At 61.2% G+C, this 13,509-nt stretch carries 15 protein-coding genes; 5 read left to right on the top strand and 10 right to left on the bottom strand.

Features of this window, described 5'->3' with window-relative positions; translation table 11 throughout:
- Window positions 1–31: 31 nt before the first annotated feature.
- The gene (locus AC2GXZ_RS08620) at window positions 32–553 is read right to left on the bottom strand and encodes an NUDIX hydrolase (protein ID WP_483758741.1); all 522 of its coding nucleotides are present in this window, start codon (window positions 551–553) and stop codon (window positions 32–34) included.
- Window positions 554–845: 292 nt separating this feature from the next.
- Here AC2GXZ_RS08620 and AC2GXZ_RS08615 point away from each other — a divergent pair, with 292 nt between their 5' ends.
- The 3 genes from AC2GXZ_RS08615 (at window position 846) to glcF (ending at window position 5,160) form a co-directional block, all read left to right on the top strand.
- A complete protein-coding gene (locus AC2GXZ_RS08615; protein ID WP_483758740.1) occupies window positions 846–2,279 on the top strand; it encodes an FAD-linked oxidase C-terminal domain-containing protein in 1,434 nt (477 codons plus the stop codon).
- A gap of 145 nt (window positions 2,280–2,424) precedes the next feature.
- Window positions 2,425–3,639: an FAD-binding protein gene (locus AC2GXZ_RS08610; protein WP_483758739.1), complete on the top strand. Its 1,215-nt coding sequence runs from the start codon at window positions 2,425–2,427 to the stop codon at window positions 3,637–3,639.
- Window positions 3,640–3,861: 222 nt separating this feature from the next.
- Entirely contained in the window at window positions 3,862–5,160 is a 1,299-nt protein-coding gene (gene glcF / locus AC2GXZ_RS08605; protein ID WP_483758738.1) for a glycolate oxidase subunit GlcF, read from the top strand.
- Window positions 5,161–5,279: 119 nt separating this feature from the next.
- Here glcF and AC2GXZ_RS08600 read toward each other — a convergent pair whose 3' ends face one another.
- The 3 genes from AC2GXZ_RS08600 to AC2GXZ_RS08590 form a co-directional block, all read right to left on the bottom strand.
- Window positions 5,280–5,942, bottom strand: coding sequence for an outer membrane protein (locus AC2GXZ_RS08600; protein WP_483758737.1), 663 nt, complete (start codon window positions 5,940–5,942; stop codon window positions 5,280–5,282).
- Window positions 5,943–6,074: 132 nt separating this feature from the next.
- Window positions 6,075–6,770 (bottom strand): L,D-transpeptidase, encoded by a 696-nt coding sequence (locus AC2GXZ_RS08595; RefSeq protein WP_483758736.1) that lies wholly within the window; start codon window positions 6,768–6,770, stop codon window positions 6,075–6,077.
- A 161-nt stretch (window positions 6,771–6,931) separates the two neighbouring features.
- The gene (locus AC2GXZ_RS08590; RefSeq protein ID WP_483758735.1) at window positions 6,932–7,759 is read right to left on the bottom strand and encodes a L,D-transpeptidase; all 828 of its coding nucleotides are present in this window, start codon (window positions 7,757–7,759) and stop codon (window positions 6,932–6,934) included.
- Between the two features lie 298 nt (window positions 7,760–8,057).
- Between AC2GXZ_RS08590 and AC2GXZ_RS08585 the strand changes: the two genes are divergently transcribed.
- Complete coding sequence (locus AC2GXZ_RS08585) at window positions 8,058–8,681, top strand: DNA-3-methyladenine glycosylase I (RefSeq protein ID WP_483758734.1); 624 nt, start codon at window positions 8,058–8,060, stop codon at window positions 8,679–8,681.
- Window positions 8,682–8,724: 43 nt separating this feature from the next.
- Here the strand turns inward: AC2GXZ_RS08585 and AC2GXZ_RS08580 are convergent, their stop codons facing one another.
- From AC2GXZ_RS08580 to AC2GXZ_RS08555, 6 genes are all read right to left on the bottom strand, one after another.
- Window positions 8,725–9,435, bottom strand: coding sequence for an HAD family hydrolase (locus AC2GXZ_RS08580; RefSeq protein WP_483758733.1), 711 nt, complete (start codon window positions 9,433–9,435; stop codon window positions 8,725–8,727).
- A gap of 76 nt (window positions 9,436–9,511) precedes the next feature.
- Window positions 9,512–9,922 (bottom strand): CopM family metallochaperone, encoded by a 411-nt coding sequence (copM, locus tag AC2GXZ_RS08575; RefSeq protein ID WP_483758732.1) that lies wholly within the window; start codon window positions 9,920–9,922, stop codon window positions 9,512–9,514.
- Window positions 9,923–9,975: 53 nt separating this feature from the next.
- Window positions 9,976–10,395: a hypothetical protein gene (locus tag AC2GXZ_RS08570; RefSeq protein ID WP_483758731.1), complete on the bottom strand. Its 420-nt coding sequence runs from the start codon at window positions 10,393–10,395 to the stop codon at window positions 9,976–9,978.
- Window positions 10,396–10,575: 180 nt separating this feature from the next.
- The gene (locus AC2GXZ_RS08565; RefSeq protein ID WP_483758730.1) at window positions 10,576–11,328 is read right to left on the bottom strand and encodes a hypothetical protein; all 753 of its coding nucleotides are present in this window, start codon (window positions 11,326–11,328) and stop codon (window positions 10,576–10,578) included.
- A gap of 18 nt (window positions 11,329–11,346) precedes the next feature.
- A complete protein-coding gene (locus tag AC2GXZ_RS08560; protein WP_483758729.1) occupies window positions 11,347–11,451 on the bottom strand; it encodes a type II toxin-antitoxin system RelE family toxin in 105 nt (34 codons plus the stop codon).
- A gap of 147 nt (window positions 11,452–11,598) precedes the next feature.
- Complete coding sequence (locus AC2GXZ_RS08555; RefSeq protein ID WP_483758728.1) at window positions 11,599–11,832, bottom strand: DUF6290 family protein; 234 nt, start codon at window positions 11,830–11,832, stop codon at window positions 11,599–11,601.
- A 143-nt stretch (window positions 11,833–11,975) separates the two neighbouring features.
- On the opposite strand from AC2GXZ_RS08555, the gene hisS reads away from it, so the two are divergent.
- Window positions 11,976–13,496 carry a histidine--tRNA ligase gene (hisS, locus tag AC2GXZ_RS08550; protein ID WP_483758727.1) on the top strand — a complete coding sequence of 507 codons (1,521 nt, stop codon included), beginning with the start codon at window positions 11,976–11,978 and terminating at the stop codon, window positions 13,494–13,496.
- Window positions 13,497–13,509 lie beyond the last annotated feature (13 nt).

The raw sequence follows: 13,509 nt of genomic DNA, 5'->3' as shown, positions 1-13,509 counted from the left end.
AGAGATTATGATTGGCGTCGCGGAACGGCGGTCAGCCGGTGACGGAGATGGCAAGGTTGCCGGCGGAAGGAAAGTCCTGCACGGGCCTGCGCATCTTTTCTGAAAACTGCAAAAGCAGGATCTTCAACTCGGGTTCGTTCACCCGGTCGGCCGCCTCCTCGCAAGAGACCCATTCGATCCGCCGCGAGCCCTTTTCCTTGAAGTCCTTCAGGCAGTCATCGACCTTCAGCAGGTGGACCTGAACCCTGACCGGTACTCTCAGCCCGTTATCGAGGCCTTTGTTATAATGATAGAAACCGAAGGCAGTCTTCTCGGCCTTGCCCTTGACGCCGACTTCCTCGAAGGCTTCCTGCTCGGCGACCTGGTGGGATTTCTTGTTCTCCATCGGCCATCCCTTGGGAATGACCCATCGCCCGGTGTCCCGACTTGTGGCCACCAGGACCTCGATCTCGCCGCGCTTTTTCGTGCGATAGCAGATCGCAGCATATTGCTGGCGCGGGGGGCGCTGCACCATGAGACGAAAATTGCTGGCGATACGGTCCATCAGGCTCAATTTCGAAAACACCTCCGAGAGTTTAACTTTACTAATATAATGCTTGCGCCAGGATTAACGAGGTTTCGGCATCGAATTTGATCGTGAATCACCCGTTAAAACGCTTGTCCGGCTAAATATAAGCGGCCGGAAATGCGAGACGTCAACAGGTTATTGCACAGCTGTTCAATTTTCCACCGGCTGTGGCGGAAATGCGAATTTTGCCGACCCGAAAACGACATCCGTCAAGAAAAAGTTGAAGCGCCCTATATTCTTGAAATAGGCTGTGAATCAGGGATGCGAGGAGGAAAGCATGCCGGAGGCCATTCAGTTTCTGCCACCAAGGCGTGAGGTCCTGTCACGACGCGCCGCGATCATCGCTGATCTTGCCGGTCTTTTACCGGCCGATTGCGTCATCCATGAGGCGCGCGCGCTGGTTCCTTTCGAGACGGACGCTTTTGTCAGCTATCGGCGCCTGCCGCTGGCCGTCGTCCTGCCGCGCACCACCTCGCAGGTTTCAGCGGTGATGAAATATTGCAACGCCAATGGCATCCCCGTCGTGCCGCGCGGCGCCGGCACCTCGCTTTCGGGCGGCGCCATCCCGCAGGAGGATGCGGTCGTGCTCGGCCTGTCGCGCATGGCCCGCATTCTTGAGATCGATTATGCCAACCGCACCGCAACCGTGCAGGCCGGCGTCACCAACCTGAGCATTTCCGAAGCGGTCGGCATAGACGGTTTCTTTTATGCGCCGGATCCGAGCTCGCAGCTTGCCTGCACGATCGGCGGCAATATCGGCATGAATTCCGGCGGTGCGCACTGTCTGAAATACGGCGTAACCACCAACAACCTGCTCGGCGTCAAGCTGGTCCTCGTCGACGGCGAGGTGGTAACCCTTGGTGGCAAACATCTGGATAGCGGCGGTTATGATCTGCTCGGCCTCGTCTGCGGTTCGGAAGGCCAGCTTGGCATCGTCACCGAGGCGATCGTCAGGCTGATCGCCAAGCCCGAAGGGGCAAGGCCCGTTCTGTTCGGGTTTTCCACCTCGGAAGAAGCGGGCGCCTGTGTTGCCGATATCATCGCCTCGGGCATCATTCCGGTTGCGATCGAATTCATGGACAAGCCGGCGATCGAAATCTGCGAGGCCTTTGCCAAGGCCGGTTATCCGCTCGATGTCGCAGCCCTTCTGATCGTCGAGGTCGAGGGCTCGGAGGCGGAAATGGATGCGGTACTTTCCGGCATCGTCGAGATCGCCCGCCGCCATCAGGTGATGACCGTGCGCGAGTGCCAGTCGGCCACCGAGGCGGCACTGATCTGGAAGGGCCGCAAATCGGCCTTCGGCGCAACCGGCCGTATCGCCGATTACATCTGCATGGACGGCACGGTGCCGCTCGGCAAGCTCTCTTACGTGCTGCGGAAGACGTCCGAAATCATCGACAGTTTCGGCCTGCGTGTCGCCAATGTCTTCCATGCCGGCGACGGCAACATGCACCCGCTGATCCTGTTCGACGCCAATGATCCGCACGAGGCGATGAAGGCGGAAGAGGCCGGCAACGAGATCCTGAAACTCTGTGTCGATGTCGGCGGCTGCCTGACCGGTGAACACGGCGTCGGCATCGAGAAACGCGACCTGATGCGGCATCAATATACCGACGCGGAACTGACCCAGCAGATGGCGGTGCGTGCAGCCTTCGACGAAGGCTGGCTGCTCAATCCGTCAAAAGTGTTTCCGCTGGAGGGCAGGGGATGATGGCCCTGATATCGGCGCCGGCTTCGATATGCCGTTACCCTCCTCTGGCGCGCCCAGCCGATCTCCCTCCTTGCGGGGGAGATGGCCGGCAGGCCAGAGGGGGGTGTTTAAGGCCTCGGCGCCGGTGGTCGGGAACCCTTCTCCCATGCTGATCCCCAATTCCGAAACCGATGCGGCCTATGTCATCCGCAATGCCGCGGCAGGCGGCAGGCGGCTTGCGATCTGCGGTGGCGATACCCGTGGTTTTGCGTGGTTGCCCGGATCGGCCGAGACGATCAGTTCCCGCGGCCTTTCCGGCATTGTTGACTACGACCCGGCCGAAATGGTGATGACGGCCAGATCGGGCACGACGGTCTCCGAGGTGGAGGCGGCGTTATCGGCCAACCGCCAGATGCTGGCCTTTGAACCGATGGATCATCGCGGCATTCTCGGCACTAAGGGCGAGCCGACCATCGGCGGCGTTTTTGCCGCCAATGTTTCCGGTCCGCGCCGCTTCGTTTCGGGTGCGGCACGCGACAGCCTGCTCGGCATCCGCTTCGTCAATGGCCGCGGCGAAATCATCCGCGCCGGTGGCCGGGTGATGAAGAACGTCACCGGGCTCGATCTAGTCAAGCTGCTCGCCGGTTCGCACGGCACGCTCGGTTTCCTCACAGAAGTCACCTTCCGCGTCCTGCCCGTGCCGCCGATGATCGAGACGATCGTCCTCTCCGGCCTCGACGACGAGACGGCGGCGAAAGCCATGGCCGCCGCCATGGCACTGCCGGTGGAAGTGTCGGGTGCCGCACATCTGCCGCAGACCGTCTGGTTCCGTTTCCTCCGTGGCATCCTGCCGGAAGGGCCGGGTGGCGGTGAGGCAACCGTTCTGCGCCTCGAAGGGCTTGGCCCCTCCGTCGAGGTGAGGGCGCAAAAACTCGCGGCGGTGATGGAAGCCTTCGGCCCGGTATCAACGCTTGGGCACCAGGCAAGCCTGCTCCTCTGGCGCGAGATTCGCGATGTTCTGCCCTATGCGACCCAATTCGGTGGCGACACGGAAAAACCGCTCTGGCGCGTCTCGGTCGCGCCGTCTGCCGGCCATCGCCTGGTCGCTTCGCTGAGGATGGAAGAAGGTATCGACGCTTTTTATGACTGGCAGGGCGGGCTCGTCTGGATGCGCATGGAAGCCGATCCGCAAGGCGAGCTTGTCCGCCACCATATCCGGGCGCTCGGCGGTGGCCACGCAACGCTGATGCGGGCGTCGGAGCAGGCCCGCGTCGAAACCCCGACCTTCGAACCGCAGCCGGATGCGGTCGTGGCGCTGTCTGCAAGGGTCAAGGTAAAGCTCGACCCTGCGGGGATATTCGCACCGGGCAAGATGGGGTGATGGAGATGATGACGATGTGTCGCGTGCCTTTCGTCTGCGGCTTGCCTCTCACCCGATCCCTCTACCGGCAGGCGGGGAGATGGGACGTGCCCCGCTCGACCTTTCTGGCTGGGCGAGGGCGTGCGGCATCCCCTTCTCTCCGCTTGCGGGGAGAAGGTGGCGGCAGCCGCATGAGGGGCCGCCACAAACTCGACTTCAGCAAGACGGGGAGACTTCGCTAAGATGCAAACCTCTTTCACCCCCGAGCAGCTCGAAGACCCGCATGTTGCAGAATCCGAAAAGATCCTGCGGCGCTGTGTCCATTGCGGTTTCTGCACCGCCACCTGTCCCACCTATCTGACGCTCGGCAACGAGCTCGACAGTCCGCGCGGCCGCATCTATCTGATCAAGGACATGCTGGAAAACGGACGTGCGGCCGACGAGGAGGTCGTCACCCATATCGACCGCTGTCTGTCCTGCCTCTCCTGCGTCACCACCTGTCCCTCCGGCGTCGACTACATGCACCTGGTCGATCATGCCCGCATCCATATCGAAAATACCTACAGGCGGCCGCTTGCCGACCGGTTGATCCGCAACCTGCTGGCCGCCGTCCTGCCTTATCCGGAGAGGTTCCGCACGGCGCTGACGCTGGCAAGGTTCGGACGGGTGTTTACGCCCTTGCTCCGGCGGGCAAAGGCATTGCGGCCGCTCGTCGCCATGCTCGATCTGGCGCCGGGCGCGCTTGCCGCATCCCCGGCGCCCATGTCCGGCGCCCAGCCGGTTCGCGGTATCAGGCGTGGTCGGGTCGCGCTTCTGTCCGGTTGCGCCCAATCGGTGCTCGATCCCGGCATCAACGCGGCAACCATCCGGCTTCTCGCCCGGTTCGGCATCGAGGTGGTTTTGCCGAAGGGGGAGGGGTGCTGCGGTGCCCTTGTCCATCATATGGGGCGCGAGGAACAGGCACTCGATTTTGCCCGCCGCAATGTCGATGTCTGGATGCGGGAGGTGCAGCGTGGCGGCCTTGATGCGATCATCGTCACCGCCTCGGGTTGCGGCACGACGATCAAGGATTATGGCCATATGCTGCGCCTCGATCCTGCCTATGCGGACAAGGCTGCCAACGTTTCGGCGCTGGCACAGGATATCACCGAATATCTGTCGACCCTCGAGCTGCCGCGCCAGGAGGCCCGTCGGCTGACCGTCGCCTATCACTCGGCCTGCTCGATGCAGCACGGCCAGAAGATCACGGCCGCGCCGAAGCTGCTTCTGAAAAATGCCGGTTTCACCGTCCGCGATCCGGCGGAAGGGCACCTCTGCTGTGGTTCGGCCGGCACCTACAACATCCTCCAGCCGGAAATTTCGGCACAGCTGAAGGCCCGCAAGGCGAGAAACATCGAGGCGACCAAGGCAGATGCCGTCGCCACCGGCAATATCGGCTGCATCACTCAGATCGGCTCAGCCACGGCAATCCCGGTCATCCACACGGTGGAACTTCTCGATTGGGCCTATGGCGGGCCGAAGCCTGCAAAGCTGGTGGGGTAGATGTCCACGCCGTCATGCTCGGCCTTGTGCCGGGCATCTGCTGCCGTTTGTTCTGCCTGAACCTCGCCAGGCCTTTTCGGCGTGGTCGGAACCCAGTATGACGAACTGGATAGCGCGTCTCAGAACCTGTAGCTGACGCCCAGATTGATGGCGTTGGTGAGGATATTGGTCTTCAGCGTGCCGCCATTGTCGATATCGACGTCGACCCAGGAATAATTGCCCTTGTATTCGGCAAAACCCGACCAGTTTTCGGTGAACTGGTAGCGGACACCGGCCTGCGCCTGCACCGTCGCGCCGCCGAGCTGATAGTCGAACGTGCTGCCGCTGCCCCGCGTGACTTCCACATGCGGCACGTTGATGCCGACGCCGGCGCCCAGATAGGGGGCCCATTTGCTGTCCTGCAGATCGAACCTGTAGAGGGCGTTGACCGTCAGCAGGTTGAGCCCATCGGTGAACTCGAAATGGTCCCAGCCGCTTTTGGCAAGCGTATCACCGTCGGCATAGACCTTGGCATGGGTGTAATCGAGCGAGACGCCCCAGTTGCCAAGCCTGCCCTCGTCGAACCAGTAGGTGCCGCGCACGCCCCAATAGGGCGGCGACTGGAAGGGTTTCGTATCCCATCCGGCCGTGAAATCCGGCTGGTCAGAAACCTTCACCTTGCTATGCGGCGAAAATTCGTAGCCGCCATAGGCCGAGATTTCGAAATCGCCGGAAAACGCCGGCGAGGCTGCAACTGTCAGAAAGGCTGCAGAAGAAAAGAGTGCTGTCGCGAATATGCGCATGATCCGGCCCGCTCGACTGTCGATGGTCCGGGATAACGCGGCGAAATGACACGCGTGTAACCATTGCGTGTCATTTCGGTATCACTCGCGATTCATGTCGGGGCGGTCGTCACTGCCCCGACGTGATTGCCGTCAGCCGCCGAAGATCGTGCGGAAGATGTCGAGGCCGCGATCCTGGAAGGCGACGTCGCCCGGCTTCGAGCCGGGGCCGATGACGATCACCTTGGTGCCGACCGGCGCGCGGTCATAAAGATGCTCGACATCCTTGTTCATCATCCGGATGCAGCCGGAAGACAGGTTGAGGCCGATCGTCCACGGTTCGGTTGTGCCGTGGATGCGGAAGATCGTGTCACGGCCGCCCTTGTAGAGATACATGGCGCGCGCGCCGAGCGGATTGTTCGGGCCGCCGGGCATGACGGCCGGCAGCTTGATGCCTTCGCGGGCTTCGCGGGCGCGCATTTCGGCCGGCGGCGTCCAGGTCGGCCATTCCGCCTTGCGGCCGATCGACACGTTGCCCGACCAGCCGAACCCTTCGCGGCCGACGCCGATGCCGTAGCGGGTGGCGCGGTTCTTGCCGTCGACGAAATAGAGGAATTTGTTGTTGGTATCGACGATGATCGTGCCGAGTGCCTCATTGGTGGCGAAACGCACACTGCGGCGCTGGAACTTGCCCGGCACTTCCCTGTTGCGGATTTTCGGCGCGACATCGCTTGCCGTCGTCTGGGGCTTTGCCTGGGATTGGGCGCTGGCGCTTTCAATCGGTGCCGATACGGCAGCAGCCGCAACCATCAAGCCGGCCGCAGCCAGCATCAATCTACGCAATTTCATCCTTACCCCACTTGCAGGTTTTATAATTTACCGTGGCAAAATGTCCCGGCTGGCGCCGCAGGGCAAGCCGGGTCGGGGCGAATGTGAACGTCTGGGCGACGATAAACCGGCCGGATCGTGTCGATCCGGCCACATTTTCCATCGCCATCCTGTCGCTAAGGTCAGATGACGATGACCCTGGTGCCGACCGGTACGCGCCCATAGAGATCGGTTACGTCCTCGTTGCGCATGCGGATGCAGCCGGAAGAAACCGCGCTGCCGATCGTCCAGGGCGCGTTGGTGCCGTGAATGCGGTAGAGCGTCGAGCCGAGATACATGGCGCGCGCTCCGAGTGGGTTTTCCGGCCCGCCATCCATACGCGCCGGCAGGTAATGGCCCTTGGCCGCCTCGCGGGTGATCATCTCGGACGGCGGTGTCCAGGACGGCCATTCGGCCTTGCGGGTCACCTTGTGTTCGCCGGCCCATTCGAAGCCCGGCTTGCCGACGCCGACGCCGTAGCGCTTCGCCTGCCCGCCTTCCATGACGAGATAGAGGAAGCGGTTATTGGTATCGATGACGATCGTGCCCGGCTTTTCCTTGCTGTCGTAAGTCACGATCTGCGGCAGGAATTGCGGTTCGATCTGGCTGCGGACGGCCCGATTCGGCTTGACTGCAACCTGCTGCACCTGGCTGTTATTGCCGAATATGCCGCGGCGCACGATCGGCGCCCGGGCGGGCTGCTGTGCCTCGGCCTGTCGGCCCGCTTCGGAACGATCGGGGGCAGCCGGATAATAATTGTTGCGCGGGCCAGTCACGACCTGCGGCCGCATCTGCCGCTGAGGCTGCTGATAGGCCTGCCCCTGTGGCTTTGCACCGAGCTGCATCAGCCACGGAGCGGCCAGATCGGGGCTCACCACCACCGGCGGGCGTTCGCGGTAGCGGTCTTGCGCCAATGCGGAATGGGAGGACAGGGCGGCAAGGCCCAGCGCAAGGAGAAATTTCGCCTTCATGGTCGGATCCACTCGTTACAATCACCGAAAGGCGGTCTGTGCATCGGCCCGAAAACCGGAAGCGATTTTCGAAAGAACACGATGCGCAACGTGAGAATACCCGCCAACTGGCAAGGATGGTGAACGCCAGGTCAAAGCGAATGGTAAACGGGTGGCGCCTTTTAACTGTCGAATGCGATATAGCTTTCGGCAGGGTTAGCCGCCGGTTTCCAGACATGGTTGCCTAACACTGAAACCGGCGATACTGCCGTTAACAATTGCAATTTCGGAAGCGGGACGGATGGTCTGGGAGAAGGAAATGGCAGGTATCATTGTCGGCGAGGATGGCAAAGGCCGTTGTTTCTGGCATGGAGGACTGGAGGATTACCGCCTTTACCACGATGAGGAATGGGGCCGGCCGGTGACGGACGACATCCGCCTGTTCGAAAAGATCTGCCTCGAAGGGTTCCAGTCCGGCCTGTCCTGGCTCACCATCCTGAGAAAACGCGAGAATTTCCGTGCAGGTTTTGCTGGTTTCGACTTCTACAAGGTGGCGCAATTCGGGGAAGCCGATATCGAGCGGCTGGTGACCGACGCCGGCATCATCCGTCATCGCGGCAAGATCGTCTCGACCATCAACAACGCCCGCCGTGCCATCGAGTTGAAGGATGAATTCGGCTCGCTCGCCAAATTTTTCTGGAGCTTCGAACCCGCTGCCGATGGTCGCCCGGCAGTGATGGATCTCGACACGCTGCGTGCCAACCCGACGACGCCGGTCTCCGTGACGCTGTCGAAAACCCTGAAAAAACGCGGCTGGACCTTTGTCGGCCCGACGACGATCTACGCCTTCATGCAGGCGATGGGCATGGTCAACGACCATCTCGACGGTTGTTTCTGCCAGGCCGAAGTCGCCACCATGCGGTTGAAATTCAGTCGGCCTTAGGCATGGCAGTGCCGGAAGACTGCGAAGCCGTTGTCGGGCACTGTCATGCCTGAGAGGAAATGATTTTATCGACGATGCCCGAAAGCTCGCCCAGATGCTCGATCTGGCGGAACCGCGGCGCGTCGGTCGGTGCATCGACATGTTCGACCACCCAGGTCAGCGCATGCGGGATGAACACGCCGTAGGAGCCGGCCGCAATCGCCGGCACGATGTCGGATTTCAGCGAATTGCCCACCATCATCGCCCGTTCCGGCCCGTCTGCCACCTTGGAAAAGATGCGGCGATAGGTGGTGGCATTTTTGTCCGAGACGATTTCCACCGCATCGAAATAATCGCCAAGGCCTGATTGCGCCAGCTTGCGTTCCTGGTCGAACAGATCGCCCTTGGTGATCAGCACCAGAAGGTAATGACCGTTCAGCGCTTGAAGTGTTTCGTCCACATGCGGCATGCATTCGACCGGATGGCGCAGAAGATCGCGGCCGATATCGAGGATTTTCGAGATCGTTTCGGTCGGCACCCTGCCGCCGGTCACCTCGACCGCCGTCTCGATCATCGACAGGGTAAACCCCTTGATGCCGAAACCGTAATATTCGAGATTGCGCTTCTCGGCCTCCAGCAGGCGGGCGGAAATGTCGGCTTCCTCGGCAAAATCGCCCAGCAGCGCCTGAAAGTGTTCCTCAGTCAGCCGGTAATATTGTTCGTTCTGCCAGAGCGTATCGTCGGCATCGAAGCCGATGGCGGTAATCGGGCGCATGATGTCTGCCTCCGGCCCTATCATATGGAGGAGCAGAGGCGCCGGGCAAGCATCCTTCCTGCCCGGCACCGTCCAATTATTTGCCCTGCGTCTTCAGCCAGGCCTGCATCTCGGCGATTTCCTGCTCCTGCGCCTTGATGACGGCTTGCGCCAGTTTGCGCTGCGTCGGGTCCTTGCCATATTCGAGCTCGACCTTGGCCATGTCGATCGCGCCCTGGTGATGGGCAATCATGCCGCGGGTGAAGTCGACATCGGCATCACCCGAATAGTCTATCGCCATGCCTTCATGCATGTTGGCATTGCCGGCCTGAAACGCCTTGGTCGATGCGCTTTCGTCACCGGCCGCATTGCCCATCGCCATGCCGTTCATCTTCATGTCGGCCGCATTCATAGTCGAATGGCTGCAGGCCGTATCTGCGGCAAAGGCAAAGGAGGTCGCGGAAAGCAGCACGATGGTTGCTGCGGTGAAGATCGTGGTCTTGGACATGAGATATCCTTCCTTGTCCTGGAAATTCGTTGTTCGATTTTACGCGAGAACGGTCAGGCTCTGGGAGGCGGTGTCAGCGGTGCGCGGCCGGAAACGATCAGCGAGGGACCGGCCTCCGGTGCCGGATAAAGATGGACGAACCGGCCGGTATCGGCAAAGGCGATGTCCGGCAGCAGGACGAGGCAGGCGGAGCAGAACGGTGCCACGCAGATCTTGACGCCTCCCGGTCCGGAATGCGGGCAGGGCCGAGACGTGTCGCCATGCATATGGCTGGAACCCGCTGCCGCCATGTCCGGCGCCGGCTCATGCAGCATGCCGTCGTGACCGGCATGACCTGGCTCAGAGGAAGTCGCAGCATCCGTCATCATCGCCGCATCGGACATCACAGCTGGCATCGATGGCATCGCCATGGCCGGCATTGATCCGTAAACGAACCAGGCGGCAAACATCATCATGGCGGCGAACTGTTTCATTGCAACGTTTCTAAGCTTCGGCGAGCGGAAAACAAGCGCAGCGCAGATCACGTCACGCTGAACGCAAACATCTCGCCAAGTATTTGAAGCGGTTTTGTGGCAGCGGTTCCGCGATAAAACAGCGGCTTGTGGCCCGGTCGTCCCGAGGCATGCTGCGTTGGGCTCTAAGGTCGCGTCACCCTATGCGGCGATCACTCGGTGCACGGCCTGCCGATCCCGTCCAATCTCTCCGTACGGCGCCACCGGCCATTCCCAGCGACGTTTCGCCTCCGGTGTCGCCACGCCGCACAGCAGATCGTCCTCTTCCACAACTGTGCCGATACGGTCGGTCACCGCGTAGCTGATATCGGTGAGAAGCGCGGTCTGGCAGGGAAGGCCGGAAAGCCCGTCGAAATGCGCCCGGATCAGCGGCCTTATGATCGCATCCGGTTCGGGGTGGCCGTCACGCTCCAGTGTCCTGCGGCAGCCGACGCCGATCTGCGAGGCGATATTGGCCGACACGACGAGATCGAGATAGGGCACCTGCCGCAGGAACGCGAGCGGTTCCGGCGTTTCGCCGGCAAGCGCTTCGGCGAGCCCGGAAAGATCCCGCGAGATCAGCCGTACATTGGTGAGCCTGTTGGCTTTGATCCATGTCCTGACGCTCGCCAGATGCACGAGATCGACCAGCACGACCGTATCGAAACTTTTCGACAAGGCGACGATCGGCACGTCGCGCAGGAGGCCCGAACCCAGCACCACCGCTGTGCGCCGTTGCCGCATCGGCGCGACCACCTCGCCGATAAAGGCATGGCAATTCTCTTCATGCGCCGCCCACGCCTTGGCGCAACGCCGGGCACGGCCCCAAAGGCCAAGTGACGAGCGGATGAAGGGACGGAATTCCCGCGGCGTGACCAAAGCGGTCGCGGCATATTGGATGGCTTCGAGGATCATTTTGATAAGGGCATGGAATTAGCGATAGACTTCTCGGCGATGGCCGACTTCGACGACGAGTACCACGAGTTTCAGGTCCTGTATGTCGCAGATGATGCGGTAGTCGCCGACCTTGTGCGCCATAGGTGGTTGAATTGCTGCCCTTCGAGGGCGCGGCCAAGCGCGCGGGGGTCAGCAAGAGGGGCAACACGCGTGCCCATATAGGAAATAATGCGCTCGGCATTTTGCTTTCCCATTTTGCGCAATTGCTTGCGAGCTTTGTCGTCGATTTCAATCGCCCAAACCAAGTTCGCGTTTCACTTCTTCTAAGGTGTAGTTGCTGCTCTCGCCGCGGCGACGTGCTGCCATCGTCTCTTCTGCACGTTTGAGAAAATAGGCGTCTTCCAGACGCTCCTCCAAGAGATCGATCATGTAGGCATTGGGATCCGTACCTGCTTCCTCGGCAAACAGCAGGATCAGACGGTGCATTTCTTCCGGCATTTCGATCGTGACGCGCCTGTTCATGGCGATGATCCCTTTGGGTCACGGATAATACCATCGGCCATGACACTTCGCCAGCCGCCGCCCTTGCCGCTCTGGTCTCTATCCTCTAAGAAACCGCTCGTAATTCGGCCTTCCCAGGGGCCATTCAGCAATGGATATCGATCATGAACGACAAGAGCAAAAAGCCCCAGAAACTCAAGGCCCGCCTGCCGCGCGGCTTTGTCGATCGCTCGGCTGCCGATATCCATGCCACCAACGAGATGACCGCCAAGATCCGTGAGGTCTATGAGCGTTACGGTTTCGATCCGGTCGAGACGCCGCTGTTCGAATATACCGATGCGCTGGGAAAATTCCTGCCCGATGCGGACCGCCCCAACGAAGGCGTGTTTTCGCTGCAGGACGATGACGAGCAGTGGATGTCGCTGCGTTACGACCTCACCGCGCCGCTTGCCCGTCATGTGGCGGAGAATTTCAACGAGATCCAGCTGCCGTTCCGCACCTATCGCGCCGGTTACGTCTTCCGCAACGAAAAGCCGGGTCCGGGCCGGTTCCGCCAGTTCATGCAGTTCGATGCCGACACTGTCGGCGCACCGGGCGTCCAGGCCGATGCCGAAATGTGCATGATGATGGCCGACACGATGGAAGCGCTCGGCATCAAGCGCGGCGACTACGTCATCCGGGTGAACAACCGCAAGGTTCTCGATGGCGTCATGGAAGCCATCGGCCTTGGCGGCGACGAAAATTCAGGCCCGCGCCTGAATGTGCTGCGCGCCATCGACAAGCTCGACAAGTTCGGCCCGGAAGGTGTCAAGCTGCTGCTTGGCCCCGGCCGAAAGGATGAGAGCGGTGACTTCACCAAGGGTGCCGGGCTGAATGAGGAGCAGATCGACAAGGTCCTCTTCTTCGTCGGCATCAAGGATTATGCGGAAAGTGCTGCCCAGCTCGGTGAACTCGTTGCCGGTACGGCAAAGGGTGGCGAAGGCGTCGACGAGTTGAACACGATCGGTGCTTTGGCGACCGGTGCCGGTTACGGCGCAGATCGCATCAAGATCGATCCTTCCGTTGTCCGTGGCCTCGAATATTACACCGGTCCCGTCTTCGAAGCCGAACTGACCTTCGACGTCACCAATGAAAAGGGCGAAAAGGTCGTTTTCGGCTCGGTCGGCGGCGGCGGGCGTTACGATGGTCTTGTCTCGCGTTTCATGGGCCAGCCGGTTCCGGCCACCGGCTTTTCCATCGGCGTCTCGCGCCTGATGACGGCGCTGAAGAACCTTGGCAAGCTTGGCCAGGACGATGTGATCGCGCCGGTTCTCATCACCGTCATGGACGGCGATGTGGAAAGCATGGGCCGTTATCAGCGCTTCACCCAGGCGCTGCGCAATGAGGGTATTCGGGCTGAAATGTACCAGGGCAACTGGAAGAAGTTCGGCAACCAGCTGAAATATGCCGACCGTCGCGGTTGCCCGATCGCCATCATCCAGGGCGGTGACGAACGTGCGACAAGTGTCGTGCAGCTGAAGGACCTGATCGAGGGCAAGCGCCTCTCCGGCGAGATCGAGGACAATGCCTCCTGGCGCGAGGCCCGCGTGGCGCAGGAGACCGTCTCCGAAGCGGATCTCGTTGCCAAGGTAAAGGAAATCCTGGCTGCACAGGCGGAAGACCGCAGGCGGGCGAAGGATGTTTGATCGCCTTTATTGC

The organism is Aliirhizobium sp. YIM B11859 (assembly GCF_057163345.1).
Note: the sequence above shows the minus strand (reverse complement) of the source record. Positions and strands in the feature narration are given on the sequence as shown.

Excerpts from the sequence above, each read along its gene's own strand:
- AC2GXZ_RS08615 (WP_483758740.1), top strand. The coding sequence starts at position 846 with ATGCCGGAGGCCATTCAGTTTCTGCCACCAAGGCGTGAGGTCCTGTCA.
- AC2GXZ_RS08610 (WP_483758739.1), top strand. The coding sequence starts at position 2,425 with ATGCTGATCCCCAATTCCGAAACCGATGCGGCCTATGTCATCCGCAAT.
- glcF (WP_483758738.1), top strand. The coding sequence starts at position 3,862 with ATGCAAACCTCTTTCACCCCCGAGCAGCTCGAAGACCCGCATGTTGCA.
- AC2GXZ_RS08600 (WP_483758737.1), bottom strand. The coding sequence starts at position 5,942 with ATGCGCATATTCGCGACAGCACTCTTTTCTTCTGCAGCCTTTCTGACA.
- AC2GXZ_RS08595 (WP_483758736.1), bottom strand. The coding sequence starts at position 6,770 with ATGAAATTGCGTAGATTGATGCTGGCTGCGGCCGGCTTGATGGTTGCG.
- AC2GXZ_RS08590 (WP_483758735.1), bottom strand. The coding sequence starts at position 7,759 with ATGAAGGCGAAATTTCTCCTTGCGCTGGGCCTTGCCGCCCTGTCCTCC.
- AC2GXZ_RS08585 (WP_483758734.1), top strand. The coding sequence starts at position 8,058 with ATGGCAGGTATCATTGTCGGCGAGGATGGCAAAGGCCGTTGTTTCTGG.
- AC2GXZ_RS08580 (WP_483758733.1), bottom strand. The coding sequence starts at position 9,435 with ATGCGCCCGATTACCGCCATCGGCTTCGATGCCGACGATACGCTCTGG.
- copM (WP_483758732.1), bottom strand. The coding sequence starts at position 9,922 with ATGTCCAAGACCACGATCTTCACCGCAGCAACCATCGTGCTGCTTTCC.
- AC2GXZ_RS08570 (WP_483758731.1), bottom strand. The coding sequence starts at position 10,395 with ATGAAACAGTTCGCCGCCATGATGATGTTTGCCGCCTGGTTCGTTTAC.
- AC2GXZ_RS08565 (WP_483758730.1), bottom strand. The coding sequence starts at position 11,328 with ATGATCCTCGAAGCCATCCAATATGCCGCGACCGCTTTGGTCACGCCG.
- AC2GXZ_RS08560 (WP_483758729.1), bottom strand. The coding sequence starts at position 11,451 with ATGGCGCACAAGGTCGGCGACTACCGCATCATCTGCGACATACAGGAC.
- AC2GXZ_RS08555 (WP_483758728.1), bottom strand. The coding sequence starts at position 11,832 with ATGAACAGGCGCGTCACGATCGAAATGCCGGAAGAAATGCACCGTCTG.
- hisS (WP_483758727.1), top strand. The coding sequence starts at position 11,976 with ATGAACGACAAGAGCAAAAAGCCCCAGAAACTCAAGGCCCGCCTGCCG.